The organism is Absiella sp. AM29-15, from assembly GCF_003434225.1.
Classification (GTDB): Bacteria; Bacillota_I; Bacilli_A; order Erysipelotrichales; family Erysipelotrichaceae; genus Hoskinsella; species Hoskinsella hominis.
The window spans coordinates 387-18,541 of the sequence record NZ_QVFL01000017.1; the positions used below are offsets into that span (position 1 = coordinate 387).

Annotated in this window: 15 protein-coding genes and 1 pseudogene; 6 read left to right on the plus strand and 10 right to left on the minus strand. The window is 35.9% G+C overall.

The annotated features are described in order from the left end of the window. Positions 1-223: pseudogene (locus DW761_RS15765) on the plus strand (hypothetical protein); the annotation flags it as partial. Positions 224-339: 116 nt separating this feature from the next. On the opposite strand, the gene DW761_RS15770 reads toward DW761_RS15765, so the two are convergent. Beyond that, a complete protein-coding gene (locus DW761_RS15770; protein WP_117518708.1) occupies positions 340-1,095 on the minus strand; it encodes a GNAT family N-acetyltransferase in 756 nt (251 codons plus the stop codon). Positions 1,096-1,282: 187 nt separating this feature from the next. Between DW761_RS15770 and DW761_RS15775 the strand changes: the two genes are divergently transcribed. Next, on the plus strand, positions 1,283-2,011 hold the full coding sequence (locus DW761_RS15775) for a CPBP family intramembrane glutamic endopeptidase (RefSeq protein WP_117518709.1): 729 nt from the start codon (positions 1,283-1,285) through the stop codon (positions 2,009-2,011). Positions 2,012-2,045: 34 nt separating this feature from the next. Here the strand turns inward: DW761_RS15775 and DW761_RS15780 are convergent, their stop codons facing one another. Continuing rightward, on the minus strand, positions 2,046-3,218 hold the full coding sequence (locus tag DW761_RS15780; RefSeq protein ID WP_117518710.1) for a M20 metallopeptidase family protein: 1,173 nt from the start codon (positions 3,216-3,218) through the stop codon (positions 2,046-2,048). A gap of 109 nt (positions 3,219-3,327) precedes the next feature. Here DW761_RS15780 and DW761_RS15785 point away from each other — a divergent pair, with 109 nt between their 5' ends. Beyond that, on the plus strand, positions 3,328-4,200 hold the full coding sequence (locus DW761_RS15785; protein WP_117518711.1) for a LysR family transcriptional regulator: 873 nt from the start codon (positions 3,328-3,330) through the stop codon (positions 4,198-4,200). Positions 4,201-4,346: 146 nt separating this feature from the next. Here the strand turns inward: DW761_RS15785 and DW761_RS15790 are convergent, their stop codons facing one another. Next, on the minus strand, positions 4,347-5,222 hold the full coding sequence (locus DW761_RS15790) for a PHP domain-containing protein (protein ID WP_117518712.1): 876 nt from the start codon (positions 5,220-5,222) through the stop codon (positions 4,347-4,349). Between the two features lie 98 nt (positions 5,223-5,320). On the opposite strand from DW761_RS15790, the gene DW761_RS15795 reads away from it, so the two are divergent. Next, positions 5,321-6,214, plus strand: coding sequence for an AraC family transcriptional regulator (locus DW761_RS15795; protein WP_117518713.1), 894 nt, complete (start codon positions 5,321-5,323; stop codon positions 6,212-6,214). A gap of 72 nt (positions 6,215-6,286) precedes the next feature. Here the strand turns inward: DW761_RS15795 and DW761_RS15800 are convergent, their stop codons facing one another. After that, the gene (locus tag DW761_RS15800; RefSeq protein WP_117518714.1) at positions 6,287-7,135 is read right to left on the minus strand and encodes a patatin-like phospholipase family protein; all 849 of its coding nucleotides are present in this window, start codon (positions 7,133-7,135) and stop codon (positions 6,287-6,289) included. A gap of 178 nt (positions 7,136-7,313) precedes the next feature. Here DW761_RS15800 and DW761_RS15805 point away from each other — a divergent pair, with 178 nt between their 5' ends. Continuing rightward, positions 7,314-7,637 carry a cyclic-di-AMP receptor gene (locus DW761_RS15805; RefSeq protein WP_002606956.1) on the plus strand — a complete coding sequence of 108 codons (324 nt, stop codon included), beginning with the start codon at positions 7,314-7,316 and terminating at the stop codon, positions 7,635-7,637. Between the two features lie 25 nt (positions 7,638-7,662). On the opposite strand, the gene DW761_RS15810 is transcribed toward DW761_RS15805, so the two are convergent. The 4 genes from DW761_RS15810 to DW761_RS21710 all read right to left on the minus strand — a co-directional run bounded on the left by DW761_RS15810 (position 7,663) and on the right by DW761_RS21710 (position 13,022). Further along, entirely contained in the window at positions 7,663-9,876 is a 2,214-nt protein-coding gene (locus DW761_RS15810; RefSeq protein WP_117518715.1) for a GGDEF domain-containing protein, read from the minus strand. A gap of 107 nt (positions 9,877-9,983) precedes the next feature. After that, positions 9,984-12,146, minus strand: a complete 2,163-nt coding sequence (locus DW761_RS21515) for a sensor histidine kinase (protein WP_158552254.1) — start codon at positions 12,144-12,146, stop codon at positions 9,984-9,986. Between the two features lie 12 nt (positions 12,147-12,158). Further along, positions 12,159-12,860, minus strand: a complete 702-nt coding sequence (locus tag DW761_RS15820; RefSeq protein ID WP_117454048.1) for a response regulator transcription factor — start codon at positions 12,858-12,860, stop codon at positions 12,159-12,161. Positions 12,861-12,896: 36 nt separating this feature from the next. Then, on the minus strand, positions 12,897-13,022 hold the full coding sequence (locus DW761_RS21710) for a hypothetical protein (RefSeq protein WP_255411871.1): 126 nt from the start codon (positions 13,020-13,022) through the stop codon (positions 12,897-12,899). 147 nt (positions 13,023-13,169) lie between these two features. On the opposite strand from DW761_RS21710, the gene DW761_RS15825 reads away from it, so the two are divergent. After that, a complete protein-coding gene (locus tag DW761_RS15825; protein WP_233509408.1) occupies positions 13,170-14,279 on the plus strand; it encodes an N-acetylglucosamine-6-phosphate deacetylase in 1,110 nt (369 codons plus the stop codon). Positions 14,280-14,423: 144 nt separating this feature from the next. Here DW761_RS15825 and DW761_RS15830 read toward each other — a convergent pair whose 3' ends face one another. Beyond that, the gene (locus tag DW761_RS15830; RefSeq protein ID WP_117518716.1) at positions 14,424-15,608 is read right to left on the minus strand and encodes an NlpC/P60 family protein; all 1,185 of its coding nucleotides are present in this window, start codon (positions 15,606-15,608) and stop codon (positions 14,424-14,426) included. Between the two features lie 264 nt (positions 15,609-15,872). After that, positions 15,873-17,738 (minus strand): transglycosylase domain-containing protein, encoded by a 1,866-nt coding sequence (locus DW761_RS15835; RefSeq protein WP_117454046.1) that lies wholly within the window; start codon positions 17,736-17,738, stop codon positions 15,873-15,875. Between the last annotated feature and the right edge of the window lie 417 nt (positions 17,739-18,155).

Below are 18,155 nucleotides of genomic sequence, written 5' to 3' on the forward strand. Positions count from 1 at the left end.
GTTTATGAGTAATCTTGGCGAGAGCATTTTGATAGAAGGATTTGAGCAAGGCTTAGAACAAGGTTTAAAACAAGGCATCGAGCAAGGAGAAATCAAATCTGCAATTGAACTGACAAAAAACTTAATGGAATCAGCAAATATTGACATAAATAAAGCAATGAATATGCTGAAACTTCCAGAGAACATCAAAAAAATAGTCATCAAGGAATTAAAGAAGGAATAATATAAATGACGTAATCCAGTAGTTAAAGGGTTACGTCATTTTTTGTTTACTGCATGCTAAATCAACCATTTCTTTAAATATTGTCGTGAAATATGAAATATTCTAAATCATGTTTATTATGATTTTTTCTTTAAAATACGATCAATAAACGAAGGCGCTAATAAATTGACAGTTTCAAATTTTCCATTATAAAAAGCTGCCCAGTTATTGAAAACACATGGTAATTGTTTAGCTTTTTCTAAGGTGTCAATTTGATGGAAAGTAACAGGAACAAATTTTTCTTCACAATAAGCTTTTAATTTTTCTATGGTTTGATAGATATAAGGGCATTGCATATCATAAAAAATGGTTAATTCTTTTTGATCAATCTCCATATTTTTCGCATGATCTGCAAATTGTGGCTTACTTCCATCAAAGGAAAGTGCAAGTAAATCATAACCATTATCAGTCGTATCCACCACTTTAAAACCAAATTTTGTCGCAAATGCCTGATCTGTAAGCCAAGCTTTCTGTTTCTTTGCGCCTAACATACAGATTCCAGATTTTCCTTTTGCTTTTGCATCCGCAATGCAGTACTCCATCAACGCTTTACCATAACCTTTTCCTTTAAATTCGCCAGTTGCCCATAAGCAATAAATATAGAAATAACGATCACCAATGATGGGAACCCAGGCAGATTCAAGAGGCGCATATTCTATAAAGACTGTAGCTTTTTCGTTAAGCTTTCTGAATACATGTCCTTCTTTTAAACGTTCGCTTAGCCATTGACGTTTTGCCTCTACACCAGGATGTGCCTTTTTTGTACGGATAATACATGATAAATGCTCGCTTGCTAAATTTTCACTTGTCAAATTGATGAAATCTTCATTCATAAAATATCTCACTTTCTTACAAAATGCTTCTGTAATTATTTCTTATCTTCATTATATCATACGAAAGTAATAAAAAATAATTATCAATAGCTTTATATAACAATCTATAGTATAATGGGATTAATGGTAAATGCATAAAACCAATAAGAAATGATCAAGAAGGTGGAAAGGGCTACAGGTAAACATTATGACAGGGAGAAAATGTGTAGAATTATTAGGTTTATTGATTGGATGGTATATTATTGCGGATATCCTGCATGGGCTACATATCGCTGCTTTAGCATCAATATTGAGCGTACTTTGTTTGGGCGCATTATTTTGGATATATGCGAAACGAAAACAGCTGGATATGTCATTTTTGAATAATACAAAGAATTTGAAGAAAAGGATACCAGAAGTAATTGCATCTTATGGATGGATAGAAATCATTAGAATTATCATTATATTTGGAATTGGTTTATTTTTCTTATTTTCTAATATGTTAGAAACGATTATGAATGATTACATTAAAGATGAAACAACCATACAGTTAAATATCCTATTAATTTTGAATCAGATATTCCTCGTACCAATTGTGGAAGAATTTGTATTTCGTGGAGTTTTGTTTGATACTCTTACGTTAAGTACAAGAAGGAAAACGATGCTGGCACATGCCTTCATTTTTGGATTTCTACATTTTTCATTAAATGGCTTCTTTCAGGCGTTTCTTTTGAGTATTGCGGCATATATTTTAAGAGAGAAAAATCATGATATTTATAGTGGTATCATGTTACATATGTTTGCCAATGCAATGGCCGTTCTTACACAATTTGGATCTGTGGATTATGTCATGTGGATAGTTATGGGTATCAGTATTATTTATTTTCTTTATGATTTTTGTAAAAAGAAAAAAGATGTGACATTGGAAAATGTTTAAGATCCTTTATGAAAAAACAAAGCTAAGGGTAGTTTTAGCTTTGTTTTTCTATATAATCAAGAGCTGCTTTTGTGTAAGCTGCACAGCCAATCACAAGGGCATCTTCATGAAAACGTACTTTTGGATGATGTTGACCATAACAGTTTTGAGGGGGATCAATCGCGGCACCAATCGCAAAATAACTAGATGGTATACATTCTGCGATAGCGGCAAAGTCTTCAGATGCAGCAGTATGTAACTGATTGATCATTTTGAAGTCTGAATTTAATTCCTGAATGCTATGCGCAAAAAAATCATTTAACGCAGGATCACAATGTAAATCATCCATCTCATTTAAGATATCAAGTGTGATGGTGGTACGTGTAGTAAGGGCAATCCCCTGGGTGATTTCCTGCATACGCTGTTTTATGTATTCACGTTTTTCTTTATCATATGTACGAAGAGTTCCTTTTAATATTGCTGAATCAGGAATGATATTGGTACTGTTTCCTGCGCTTAGTTGTCCAAAGGTTAGAATAACTTCTTCACTAACGCCACATTCTCTTGCGATTAGGCCTTGAAAACCCTGATAAATCATCACAGCAGCCTGAATTGGATCTATACATAGTTCTGGCATGGATCCATGACCGCCTTTTCCTTGCACGTGAATTTCAAACAATGTGGAAGAAGAAGCTGCATGTTCTCCATATGCAATGACACCAACTGGAATATTAGAGATAACATGAGTCGCAAAACCAGCATCCACATGAGGATTTTCTAATATATGATCCTGTATTGCGGCTTTGGCACCTGCCATTATTTCTTCACCACTTTGAAACAGCAGTTTTACACAACCATGAATTTCATTTTCATTTTCTTTTAATAACTTTGCGGCACCTAATAACATTGTCGCATGTAAATCATGTCCACAGGCATGCATATTGCCATTTACTGACGCAAAAGCTTCTCCGCTTTCTTCTTTGATAGGTAAAGCATCCATATCCCCTCTTAATAAAATACAAGGAGAGGAAGCCATACCAATCTGAGCCAGGATCCCTGCGCCATGGTCAAGGATACGATAGGAAATCTGCATGGTATCTAGCTGTTTTGTGACATATGCGATTGTTTTAGGCAGGTGCATGCCCGTTTCTGGTATCTGATGTAAGGCTTTGCGCCATGTTTGTAAAAGTTGTTTGATGTCATTTGATTTTTGTAAGATATTTGTCATAAAAATCCCACCTTTCAGATGTATGATAACATAGATATAAATGGAAAGGATATTCAAAAAGTTTTATAGGATATAACAAATATGTTATAGTATAAATGAGGTGAGGTATGTGAATTTTCGTCATTTAGAAATAATGTGTATGGTCGCAAAATGTCATTCTATCAAAGAGGCAGCAGGCAAATTAAATGTATCTCAGCCATATCTTTCGACGATGATCAAGTCATTGGAAAAAGAACTTGGATATACTTTGATTAATCGAAATTATCAGGGCATTGAGTTCAGTGATGAGGGAAAAGCGTTTCTTGTCAGTAGTAAAAAGATCCTGGCAGAACTGGATCATATCTATCATCTGAATCAAACATCATGTAAAGATATCAATCTTGCCAGTTATTATTCTCCAATGATCATGCGTGTTTTTCTACAATTTACACAACAGGGAAAACGTTATAATGATCGGATTCGGGAGATGGGAAATGAAGAAGTGTTTCAGTCGTTAAACCAGCAAAATGATCACTTGGGTATTGTGTTTTTGTTAGGGAAAAGCGAGGAACGTATACAAAAATATGCGGTTAAATATCAGTGTGAATATCAAATCTTAAAAGAGCATATGCCTGTTTATGTGTTGATGTCCAAACAGCATGAAGCTGCACACAAAACATCCATGAAACTATTAGATATCAAGAAGTATCCTTTTGTTTGTTACGACGATACAAGCACGGATAAATTGATGGAATTGTTACGGTTACACCAGCATCCGGATATGTTGAAAGTATCGGATCGTGGAAGTTTTCATGATGCCTTGCAAAGTGGAAAATATCTATCCATCACCGCAGGCAATTTGATTATAAAGGATGATGATATGTGTTATCTTCCTTTGAAAGAGGAGGATGTATGGATCAGTGGATATTGGCTGAAGCGAAAAGGTTATGCTTTACAGGAAAGGGAAGAGGCATTAATTAGATATATGAAAATGCATATATAAAGAAAAAAGTGTTAGGTGATGAAGATTTTTTATTGCTTTAGGGTATATACGAAAAGAGATTTCTAAATGATTGATAAGTACAGTCATTTTTGAAATCTCTGTTTTATTTTAAGTACCTATTTAGGATCACTGATGAAGTGTACTTTTTATTTGATCAAGGATAAAATAGCGTTTTCATAAAGTGATGTATCTGGACAATGACTACCCCCTAATGCAATACTTGGTTTTGTTTTACCGTGGAAATCACTGCCCATGGTGATCATTAAATAATGTTGTTCAGCGTAATCTTTATAGAAAGCAATCTGCTCAGGTGTGTGATAACTGCTATATACCTCCATGCCTTTTACATCATAAGCAAAAATTGCGTCTATTAAGGATAAGTTTTCTTTTGTGTTATTCCCAGGATGTGCTAGCACTGCGATACCGCCAGCCGCATGAATCATATCCACAGCTTCTTTTAATGAAATATAGTGAATAGGCACATATGCTGGCTTTGACTGTGCACAATAATCCCAATAGAAATTCACAAACGGATTATCACTACGTGAGCCACCAGGCAGATATTCTTTCATAAGTGGATGGTTTCGCTCATCCTGCAGGGCAACTTCTGCGATGATTTCACCTGTAATCACACCTTCATGAGATAATGCATAACATGCATCTTCATCAATATAAAAGCCTAAGGCTTTTACTTTTTCAATCTGTTCCTTTCCTACATTCTGCGCCTGCTTTTTGACATATTCTGCGTTATCCAAAAGGGCTTGATTGTTTTCATCAATGCCATATCCCAGCACATGAAGATCAACACCATGAATCGTACAATCTAATTCAATTGCCGGTATATAGTTGATACCTAATGCTTTTGCGGCTTTTTTAGCTTCCGCAATGGCACTTGTGCTGTTATGGTCTGCGATAGCAACAGTTGTTAAACCGGCATCTTTACACATTTTCATTAATTCGGTTGGCGTATATTCTCCATCATCACTATAGATGGAATGCATATGTAAATCAATTGTATTCATAAGAAAAACCTCCTGATACTTGTATTATAGTGACAATTTCTGATAAAATCTATAATAATATAGCCGAAAGATTGGATAAAAGCGACTGAGGTGAGAATATGATTATAGAATGCAGTGTAGAAAAGAATGCACAGAACAAACAATTGAATGTCATGGTAGAAGACAGCTTTCCACTTGCTGCTTATTATAACGATATGGAACATTTTGCGGCAAGACAGATCCCATGGCATTTTCATGATGAAATGGAAATGATTTATGTGAAAGATGGTGAACTTGATGCCTATGCGGGACAAACATGTATCCATTTGTGCCCTGGCGATGGCTTGTTTATCAATGGTGGTGTTTTACATCAAGTCATTCAAACAAGCAAGGATACCTGTATTGCGTTTTCTTTTGTGATATCAAAAAATTTATTTGGCGCAGAAGGCAGCGTCTATGATAAACGATATATTACACCACTCATTACCAACCATAATCTTCCTTATATGGTATTAGGTAAAGAAACGGCAAGTTGTATTGAATCTGCTTATATGGCATGTCATGAAGAGAGCTTTGGATATGAAATTATTGCACGTGAACAATTGATGAAGGTATGTTTAACAATATTAAAAGAAGCGAATATATCAACTTTATCATATTCAAAAAGTAGATATCCAGAAGATGAAAGAATTAAACAAATGATGAATTATTTAAAAACGCATTATGATGAGCCAATAACTTTGCAAGATTTGGCACATCATGTGAATATCAGTGAACGGGAAGTACAACGATGCTTTAAACGCAACATCAAGGAAACACCTATGCAGATCTTGATGAAGTATCGATTGATGAAAGCATGTGAATTATTAGGGACAACCACGTTTAATGTGACAGATATTGCGGCACAATGTGGCTTTATGGATGCCAGTTATTTCGCAAAAATATTTAAGCGGATGTTTCATATGACAGCACTTGCATATCGTAAAATGATGCAGGGAAAAGAACCAATGTAATATCTTTTTTTGCAATGTCTTTTTTCAAGCAAGGAAAAAACTACCACGAGGTAAAAAACCTCGTGGTAGTTTTTAGCTGTTCACAAAGGCTAGGATGTTTTCAAACTGTTCCTTTGCATCTTCATATCCCTGATTGTAGAGATCTGTTAATTTATTTATATCTTTTTCTAAGCGCCCAATCGTTACAGGGGTTTTTGGGCGAAGGATAAAGACGCTGCCTTCCTTTTCCATAACACCAAGTTCATCCAGGGTACGGTTGTAATGAATATGACGTTCTTCCATAGCTTTCACAAACTTTGGATATTTACGATATGTTCTACGTATCAAAGGCAATAAGTTGTTTTTACCCTTTCGATATTCTTTGCACTGGGTTAAGATCACAATGTTTTTCTTGTATCCCATTTGTTGAAACTTTTTAACTGGGATACTGTCGGTACATCCACCATCAAGCAGCTTCATGCCATCTACTTCCACGATTCGTGATAACAGTGGTAAGGATGCACTGGCACGTACATAGATGACATCATGTTTCATATTGATACATGGAAGATATTCTGCTCTGCCTGTTTCTAGATTGCTGGCAACCGTATAAAACTTCATTCCACTTTGATTATACGCATCATAATCAAAGACATCCAGTTTATTTGGAATGGTATCATATACAAATTCTGCGCCAAAGAAATCACCTGTTTTCACAAGAGATTGAAAACTCATATACCGTTTATCATTTAAATATTCTGTGTTGATACGATAGCTTCGCTTGATCTGTTTTGATACATAACTACAACCATGGCATGCACCAGCACTGACACCAATGACACCATTGGTATAAAAGCCTCTTTCCATAAAATAATCAAGTACACCGGCTGTGTAAAATCCACGCATGCCGCCGCCTTCTAATACCAGTCCTACATTCTCCATGATGCTCACTTCCTTTACGTTTGTATATTATAGCACAATTTGGGAAGAGCGATGAAAAGATGATTAAAAATCATTTAGACAAATCCTTCACAAAGTCACAGAAAGCAAAAAAATCATTGTGCTAAACATGGATAAGTGATAAAATATGACTATACTAATAGAAAGGAGAAATATTATTATGAAGTTAATATTAGCAATCATGTCAAACGATGACAGCCCAGCTGTTTCCAGTGCTTTGACGAAAGAAAACTATCAGGTAACACGTCTTGCAACAACTGGAGGATTTTTACGAGCTGGTAATACTACTTTGATCGTTGGTACAGATGATGATAAGATTGAAAGAGCAATCGAAGTCATTGGCGAATACAGTAGAAGACGTACAGAAGTTGTGCCAAGTACTGCTTCTTATGATATTGGAAGATATGCTTCCTTCCCTGTAGAAGTACAGGTGGGCGGCGCAACAATCTTTGTTATCGATGTTGAGAAATTTATTAAATTATAATAAAAAGAAACCATGGTCGTAAGGATCATGGTTTTTCTGTGTTCTTTGGCTGATAAACAAATGTGTTTTTGCCATGTTTTTTTGCTTCATACATGGAGTGATCTGCCCATGTGAATAATTCTTTATAATTCGTACCATCCTGTGGATGAATAGAGATACCGATACTACAGTGAATCACAAAATTGAGATCCTTCTGGATATGAATATTTGACAACATATTTTTCAACATGGAAATCTTTTGTGTTGGCAGTTCTTTATAAACATTCGTATTGGCTTTCATCAATACAACAAATTCATCGCCACCAATTCTTCCAATCAAATCATCACTTCTAAAACATTTCCTTAAAGCTTTGGATACATTGATCAATGCTTCATCACCACTGGCATGTCCATAGGTATCATTGACTTTCTTGAAATCATCCACATCGATCACAAACAGGATAAGGGAGGAATCAGGATCGTTTTGACATGCTTCATTGATCAGATGTTCTATCGTGATACGATTATACAGCCCAGTTAATCCATCGATTTGAGATTGTTTGATCAAGCGAGATGTTTTTTCTTTTTCTTCACTGATATCCAGAATACTGCCAATGATACGGGTCAAAAAGCCATTATTATCATATAGCGCTTTTGCGTGAATCTTGACCCATATGTTTTCATTATGTCCACTTGGAAGGATACATTCTATTTGATCACTGGATTGTCCTCGAATCATGTTTTCCATTAGAGGAATATAAGTGTATTCACGGTCTTTGAAGTATTTGTTTGTGACAGAAAGAAAATGGTCGATTACTTTCGGGTGGGCAAAGGTATTTGTCCATGCATCAGAGAAGGTAATGGTATCTGCTTTGACATTCCATTCAAATGGGATAGAACGGGTTTCTTTTAATATCATTGCATATCGCTCTTCACTAAGTCGCAGGCGTTCCTGGGTTTCGCGCATACCTGTGACATCAAGTACTGTGATATATAGCCATATCGTATGATCTTTCTCTAAAACGCTTTGGCGCTGGTCAAAAATCCATTGCATATGTCCATTCTTAAGCAGAATACGATATGTATTAGAAACAACAGTTCCTTTTTTCTGGGGACGGTTTAACTGTTCAACGATAGGAAGATCTTCCTCCCATACAATGCTGGATAAATCGGTAGAAATGAGATCTAAAAGTTCTTCCTTGCTGTAGCCTGCATACAGCTTTCGATTATCGTTAAAGAATTGGATAGATGCTGGATTGTGTATCTTATGTTTGAAACTGATACCTGGTGTATTGGATATGATGGTATGTAGTTTTTCCTGATTTTTTACTTCTTCTTTACGGCTTTCATTCATGAGATATAACAGGTATATGCCAATGATGAGAAGTAGGACACTAACTTTGCCAGCTAAAAGAAGTGTATGCGTTAAATTGTGGTTTATACGCTCTGTGACATACGAATGAGGAAGCACGCTTAACAGGTACCAGTTTGTGCCTTCCACGTCTGAGAAGTACGCATAACGTGTTTTATTGTTTAATTTGAAGGTGATGTAGCCATGATCTCCATTTGCCAGCTTTTCCTTCATTTCTTTTTCGATTTCTTTATTGCGTTCATCTTTTTCCAGCATGTGAAAGAAATTATAATAATTTTTCTTAGGTGTTAAATTCACGCCATCCCGCTGGATAATAAAAGATGAAATGTTGCCTGATAAAAAAGACAGATTAAAATATTCCGGCAGTAATGTGGTGCTCATGGAAACCCGTAATACGCCGATGACTTTTGCCTGTTTATAGATAGGTACACTCATCACAATGACTTGTTCATTACTGATTTTGGATGTAATCATATCACTGATGATCGTTTTTCTCTTCATTCCTTCCACAAAGAATTTACGTTCACTGTTATCGCTTGTATGTGTTGGACTGGTATAGGAAATACCATCAGGTGTGGTAATGGCGACGTTAGTGAAAAGATCTTCCTTCGTTAATGGCTCTAGCAGATCAAATACTTCTTTACTTGTGATATCCTCATGGTATGCGATAAGCTTGGCGTAATTTTGAAGGATTTCCAATTGATCCTTTATTTTATTGGTAATTGCCCCATTAATCAGTTGATTGTTTTCCCCCGTGATTTCAATCATTTCAGTTTCAATATGTTTTTCACTGATACGGTTATAATCATAAAACGAAATAAAGAGAAAAAGAAGCGAAAAACCGAATAGAAGATATCGGAAACTAGGATGATTGATGACTTTTTTCATACGTACCACCGCTTTTTTCTTTTATTATATCACAAGTTTATCATAAAATGCGGATTTTAAAATGTTTTATCACATAGAAAAAGGGACAAAATGTCCCTTTTTAAAGCTTATGCATTGTTGTTTTTATAGAAACTGATGGTAACTTTAAAGATATCGCCATCTAAATCGATATGCATACGCCCTTTCATCAGTTCTGTAAAGCTCTTGGCAATCGCCAGGCCTAATCCACTGCCTTCGCTGTTGCGTGATTTATCTCCACGGGTAAAGCGCTCTACGATTTCATCAGGTGTATAATCAATTTCTTCTTTGGATACGTTTTTAATTTCAACATCTACACGGCTTTCAAAATCTGTGACGGAAATGAACACTCGTGTTTGATCTAAAGCATATTTACCAACATTGCTTAATAGATTCTCAAAGATACGGCAGGTTTTTTGCGGATCTAATGGTAATAATACCTTTTCATCAGAGAAATGATGCTTGATGATTAAATGTTTTTCATTAAAGGCATTCTGACATTCCATTTCTACCTGTTTCAATAATGAAATTAAGTCGACATCCATGTAATCCAGAGTGATACTGCCACTGTTTGCCTTACTCATTTCAAATAAATCTTCAATCAGATGTTTCAAACGATCAGCACTCTTCTCTAAGATTTCCAGATAGTTCTTACGTTCTTCTTCTGTGATATTTTCATTTTTCAATAGATCGATATAGCTGATAATAGCCGTTAAAGGTGTTTTTAGATCATGGGATACATTGGTAATCAGTTCATTTTTCATACGCTGGGAAACCATAGCTTTTTCTACGGCTTCTTCAATGCCCTGCTGGATGTTGATCAAATCACCCTTCAATGGTTCATAAACACCTAAGTTATCCTTTTCCACCGCTTCCTCAAAATCCCCATTGGAGATATTGGTTGTCAGTTCTTTTACTTTTAAGAAATCCTCAATGCGGCGTTGATTCTTTCGGAATATGATTAAAAACAGGCAAATAATGTATGGTATATAGAAGAATAATCCTAAGCTGTTAAACAATACAATTAACAACAGATTTAATAAAATAAGGAAAATGATGCGTAACAGCCCTTTATCTGTTGGCTCCAAGTTATCGTTTGCCAGATAGTGATAAACTTCAATTAAAATTTTCTTGATTTCTTTCATATCGTTATGAATCAGAGAATATTGCAGATAAGCATTCTTTAGTCCCATAGTACTTACTTCTTTGAAGAAGAAGATTAGGTGCATCGTTAAAAGATACGCGATTGGGAAGATAAAGAAAGCACCGAGTGCGGAAGCAGCATCTCCCCCTAGTGATAGAGTGTGCGTATAAATCAAAATCAAAACAATCATTAAGCTGAATGCCATAAGTTCAATTGGCAAAGACATGAGTGTACGATAGAATTTTGTTTCTTTGATACGTTTATGAGGATAGAATGCCACAAAGGCGATGAGGATAAACATAGACATTGTGAAATACATATTTTGTGAATTTAACATTTCATCATGATAAACTAGATGAACTGCGCTTTCATCATATACAGGGTCTGTGGAAACTAAACCCATATCTTCCGTAACGATAAAGGCAAATGTCATATTTTTTATATCATTGACTTCAAGGTTGGCAAGTGTATCATCATTATTTGAAATTGATGTTAGAATTTCATGTAGCTGCTCTTCATAACTATTTTGTATGACTAAAGAACGGGTGTTATTATAGCTTTTTGTGACCTTTAGTTTTCCATCTTTATCAAACTGTATGACGATAAACCATGTGTTATCTTTCTTTGTGATGCTGGTATCTTTGGATACATATTCTTTGTATTTTTGGCTGTTTGTGATATGGTGGTCTGTTTTATCATCTGTGGTATCCACAACATAATAGCCAATTAAATTAAAATCATTTAAACTATCTCCATTATTTTCCCCAAGATAGTCATTTAATACTCGATCAATAACTTGTAAAGAGCTTGTATACAGGTAGTGGGTATCTTTGAAGAAAGATCGGCGGCCTTCTAATGCTTCTGAATCCAAATAGCTGATATAGGAAGATACGATCCATCTGCCTACATGTGTTTCAAATTCATCATTGTATCGCTCCGCAAAAATCTGTGGTGAGTTTTTTTCTGTTTCTTCTATGATTGCCTGTCGTGTTGCTTCAGCCTTCATTGTGGCAGAATTATTGCTTGGTCCCATGGAAAGTAACATAAATACCATAAGACCTATAATGACCAGCAGGAATAGCCTTGCCGGGTGTTGATTTTTTTTCATGTTCATCATCCTTTATTGTTTTTCAATTTTATAACCGACACCCCAAACGACTTTGATATATCGTGGCTTTTTCGGGTCCAGTTCTATTTTTTCTCTCAGATTTCGAATATGTACCATGACCGTTTCTGTATTGATGGCATCTTCTTTCCAGACTTTTTCATAGATTTCTTCACTGGAATAAACACGTCCTGGAGATGCCATAAACAACTGAAGAATTTTAAATTCAATAGGTGTCAGCTGTTTGAGTACGCCATCGACATACACTTCTTTTGTGTCTTTATGCAGTTCAATACCACCCAGGATACAAACATCCTTCATTTCTTCTTTCTGTTTTGCGATGGAAAGAAAACGTTTATAGCGCCGCAACTGTGCGTTGACTCTTGCTAATAGCTCCATAGGTGTAAAAGGCTTGGTTACATAATCATCTGCGCCGATATTTAAACCGGTTATTTTGTCAATATCCTCACTTTTTGCTGATAACATAATAATTGGAAAATCAAAACGCTCTCTTGCTTTCATGGTAAAAGTGATTCCATCCATAATTGGCATCATGATATCAACGATTGCCAAATGTACTTCTTTTTGATCAAGGATATCCAAAGCAGCCTTGCCATCGCCTGCGATATATGTTTGATATCCCTGATTCTTTAAATAAATTTCAATTGCATTCGCAATTTCTACTTCATCTTCTACGATTAAAATTGTCTCATTCATGGAAAACCCCTCGCTTTTATTTTATTATACAATATTTTACCAGCGAGAAGTATGGCGATATCGTTTTTCCTGAATATGGTCGATACACAGGGAAATCGCAAGTGTGATGGAAAAAGCAATAAAAAGGCTGGCGACCCCTAAATAAAACAGTATCTCATTCATAAAATCCCTCCCTTATGTTCACTTCTATTATAAAAAACAGTTCTAAAGAGGAAAGGGAAAAAAAACGAAAGATTTTCTAAAGAAAGCATTTAAATATTTCTTGTAAAAGGGGGAAGTATGCAATACAATACTTATAAAGAGGTGTTTATGTTGAAGAAAAAGATAGAAAATGTAAAGTTTTTCCAGGATGGAACACTGGTGTTTGGTGATCTTTATCTGGAAGACGGGTTTGTGGAAAGAATAGATTATAAGACACCAAAAATGGAAAGTGATTTGGCATTGCCAGGCTTTGTGGATATTCATACACATGGTTGTATGGGTATCAGCGCAGATACTACAGATATTCAAGAGCTGTTGAAATTAGCGATGCTATATCCTAAGTTAGGTGTGACAGCGTTTTGTCCAACGCTGGCTTCACGTTCCTTAAAGGAATATGAACCATTGATTGAAGCCTATCGTACAGCATTTCGTGGTTCTTATAAAGGCGCAAGATATATGGGACTTCATTTGGAGGGACCTTATCTGAATCCAGATATGAACGGGGCTATGAATCGTAAAGATATCCATCCTGTAAATATTGGCGAGCTGGATACTTTTTTAGGGAAGTATCATGAGGACATTGCGATTATGACAATTGCACCGGAAGTAGAAAATGCACAGGAAGCAATTCGTTTATTGCATTTATATGGTGTGGAGGTATCTTTGGGACATACCAAAGCTAGCTATGATGAAGTGATGGAAGCTTTTGATAATGGTGCTGATCAGATTACACATCTGGGCAATACAATGCCGCATGTGGATCATCATAAAGAAAACATGATGGATGCGATTTTCTTAGGTGATTGTTTATGTGAAGTCATTATGGATGGTATTCATGTACAGCCATATATGCTGAAATGGATGATACCAATGATTGGAAGTAAGCGAATCACCGCAATATCAGATAGTAAATTTGCTGGATTAGATACCCATGGTGTTCATCCAATAGATGAGCATGTCAGTATTATCAATGGTGCTGTGTATATGGATGGGGAACTGAAACGGGGATGTCGTGATTTATTATCAACATTTACGTATTTGTACAAGGAACTGCATTTTGATTTAATGGAATGTGTGGATATGTGTTCTTTAAATGCCGCAAAGAAGTTAAAGACGTATGCTCATGAAATTGGTTTAGGTAAAAAGATTGATCTGGTAATTTTAGATCATCATTTAAAATTAAAAGAAGTTGTTATCAATGGAAGAAGCATGTTGTAGTGCTTCTTTTGTTTTTAAGGCGTTTGAGGGATGTTTTACTGTCAGGTAAACAAATACCTGTATTTATCATAAACATTGCTGAGAATGGATAAAAAGTAGGATATAAATAAAAAAAAGAACGCATATCGCGTTCTTTTATACATATTACTGAGGTCTTACTACCTGGAATGCTCCAGAACTACAGTTTACAGAGAACAGAACAGTCTGATTTCCGTTGAAACCACCGTGTACTGCCATACCATCACCAGCATAGATTGCTACGTGACCATTGTAAACCAATACATCACCAGGCTGTGCCTGTGAGTAAGATACTGTAGGTCCAAGACTTAAGTATTCTGCAGGCCATCCGTGGAAATAAATTCCAGCAGCAGCCAATGAGTTACTAACTAATGCTGTACAGTCCTGGTTAACACCTAACTGGGACATTGCAGCTGAATAGATAGAACCATCTGCATTACCAACGTTTGCTTTATAAGAATTTGAGCTTGATTTAGAAGAGCTGTTGCCTCTAGAAGCTGTTTCAACAACATTTCCATTGTCATCAATCTGATCTTCCATTTCTTCTTCATCTTCTTCGATTGGTGTAGCTACACCATTCTTAGCAAATTTGTATCCTGCATATTCATCACAGTCATATAACATCTGACCTTTTTTATCGAAGTAATATTTATCACCATCGATTGTTTTCCAGCCTTTTGTCATATTACCATACTTGTCATAATAGAATTTTTCTTTACCTTTTTTTGCCCAACCTACGTTTAATGTACCATCATCATTAAATGTGTAAGTTTTGTCACCGATTTTTGTTTTTCCGGTTGCTAATGAACCATCAGCATTGAAGTACAGTTTCTTTCCGTCAACTTCCTGCCATCCAGTTTTGATTGCACCTTTGTCATCAAACAGATATGATTTGTCATCAATCTTCTGAAGACCAGTTACTTTATCACCGAATTCGTTGAAGTAAGATGTTTTTTCAGTATTCCATCCGTTCAACAGATCTCCGTCTTTACTAAATGTGTATTGACGACCTTCAATGATCTGTACACCAGATAGTTTAATACCATTTGCGTCGAAGAAATATTTCTTTCCTTCGATTGTCTGCCAACCTGTTACTGGGTGTCCTTCATCGTTACAGAAGTAAACACCATCTTCAAGAGTCAGCCAGCCAGTTGCCTTTTCGTTATTTGCGTTTATATAAACTCTGTCTGCTCCGTTACCTTTCCATCCTGTAGAATTTTCCATTGCATACGCAGTGGTTACCGCAGTACCTGCTGTAGCAAAGCATAGGAATAATGCGACTTTTTTAGCGTTTTTTTCAATAAAATTCATTTTATCACCTCGACATCAACGCCCTCATTGTAACAAACGCCCAAACGCTTTGCAACCCCAAAAATAGTTGAAACTTACGAATTTGTCACTTTTGGAGTGGGTATAAAACCTAAAATGAGTCGATAATCAAAGGATTTTGAGGAATTTCAAAAATAAAAAAATATTTTTCAAATTTTTTTGAATTTCACACAATATTCACAAATTTATAGACAATATTACCGAAATGTACACTACCTTTAGCCAAAAACAGTCATGATAACGTTTTCATCGCTCTTTGAGATACCAGTAGATACTTCCATCCTGTGCATCTTCTCCAGTAACAGGATTCACCTTGCGCTGTATGATGTTGTCACTTGGCTGATACCAGATGCCATCTTTGTGAGCATACAGGGTATCAAAGCTCTGCTTGAAGATATTTTTGGAAACCATGTAATAGTCTTTGCTTAAATCACGATTATCATCAAAGCCACTCCACACCCCGATAGTATATTCTGGATTAAATCCCATCACCCAGGAATCCCAGTCACTGGTACCTGATTTTACCGCAACTTTCACATTTGGATTGGAGCCATACATACTAGGCAGGCCATAGGTCTTGTTTTTGATATCATAGGTTGCTGTCAACATCTGATCAAGCACTAGGGTTTCATCACGCTGTAACAAACGCTTGGGTTCTACTTTGCGTTCATATAGTACTTCATCTTTATTGGTGATACGAGCAATCATGGAGGGTTCTATATAAAGCCCCTCACTGGCAAAGGTATTATAGATGCCACTTAAATCACTAACTGACATATTCACACAGCCTAACGCTTCACTGGCATTTGGCTGTGATTGGGTGATACCAAAATCAAGCAGTGCTTTATGTAGTGTATCGATACCCAGAAACAAATGTGTTTTGACAGCATAGATATTATCTGACATCGCAATAGCATTGATCATGCTGATTTTCTGATTCGGATATTGATTGTTGTAGTTGTGTGGCTTGTATTCATCATGTTCACCAAGTGGGAAGGTTGTTTCTTGAGATAAAAACTGGGTGGATGGCGTAAAACCTTGTTGAAGCGCGCAATAGTATAACAGTGGCTTTACTGTACTGGCAATTTGACGGGAAGAATGTATTGCCCGGTTGTATTGTGAAATCGTATAATCTTTTCCACCGGATAATGCCAAGATATTTCCAGTGAAGGGCTGGGTAATGATACCAGCAACTTCCAGTTCATTATCTGCGCTGGTATTGTTTTGAATTGCTGTGGATAACGCCTGCTGGGCATCAGGGTCATAATAGGTATCAATTTTGATTTCCTGATTTAAATCAATGTGCATTTGATTCAGTTGAGAAATGATTGCGTCAATGTAGTACTGGTTGATGCCGCTGGTCTTGGTTTCTTCTTTGGTGGATAAAGTCAAAGGTTCTTCCATGGCAGATTGATAAGTAGCATCATCAATCAGATGATTGTTTTTTAGAATACCCAGAATCAAATGTTCCCGCTGCAGGGCATTGTCTGGATGAAGAAATGGGGAATAGATACTTGGTCCATTGGGTATTCCAATCAACATCGCAACCTGGGCAACACTTAAATCCTTCATATCCTTGTCAAAGAAATAATGGGATGCAGCATTGATGCCATAGATGCCATGCCCAAAGTATGCTGTATTTAAATATCCCTCCAAAATTTCTTCTTTACTGTATTGCATTTCTAAACGCGCAGCATAATACATTTCCTGAACCTTGCGGGATAGGGTCTGTTCATTTGTTAGAAATAAATTCTTTGCGTATTGTTGTGTGATGGTAGAGCCACCTTCCACAATGCTTTTGGATTTGATATCAGTAAGCAGGGCTTTGGATATCCGAATAGGATCAAAGCCGGCATGGGAATAAAAACGTTTATCCTCCACACTGACAAATGCTTTTTGAATAAACTCTGGAATATCATCAATCTTTGTCCACTTCATATCTTTCTTAAAATTGGATTCATACATGATATCTCCATTCTTGTCATAGATGGTGATATTCTTTCTTTGCTCATCTAAAGACAAAGTATCCATGTAGGCAATGCCATACAAAAGAATCAAAGCAGTCAGGATAAGAAAAGTGAAACAAAAAATGATACGTTTAAATAGTTTCATAGCGCCACCTCTTCATGTCTTAGTGTGAGCAATTTTATGTCTTTCTAAACGAAATGGTATGGAAAAATGCCAAATTTAATGCAAAATCGATATTATAAAAGTGGAATATGATATTTTTGACTTATAATGCTGTACCACTGTTAGACCATGGATTCCGGGTATGAAAGCGCATTCTTTACAAATCCGTGGGTTTTTGATGCTGATTTCTGATTTTTCATGAAATGCAGGTGTTATTCGCCTATTATACGAATTATATTATAAAAGTGGAATATGATACTTTTATAAATTAAACCTGATTAACAAACAAGAATTTTTCGTCTTATATATATAAGGAAGAGATTTTTTAAGAAGTAAAACATGCATATATATAATATAAGGAAGAACAATTATTTGGAATATGATTTTTGTGATATATAA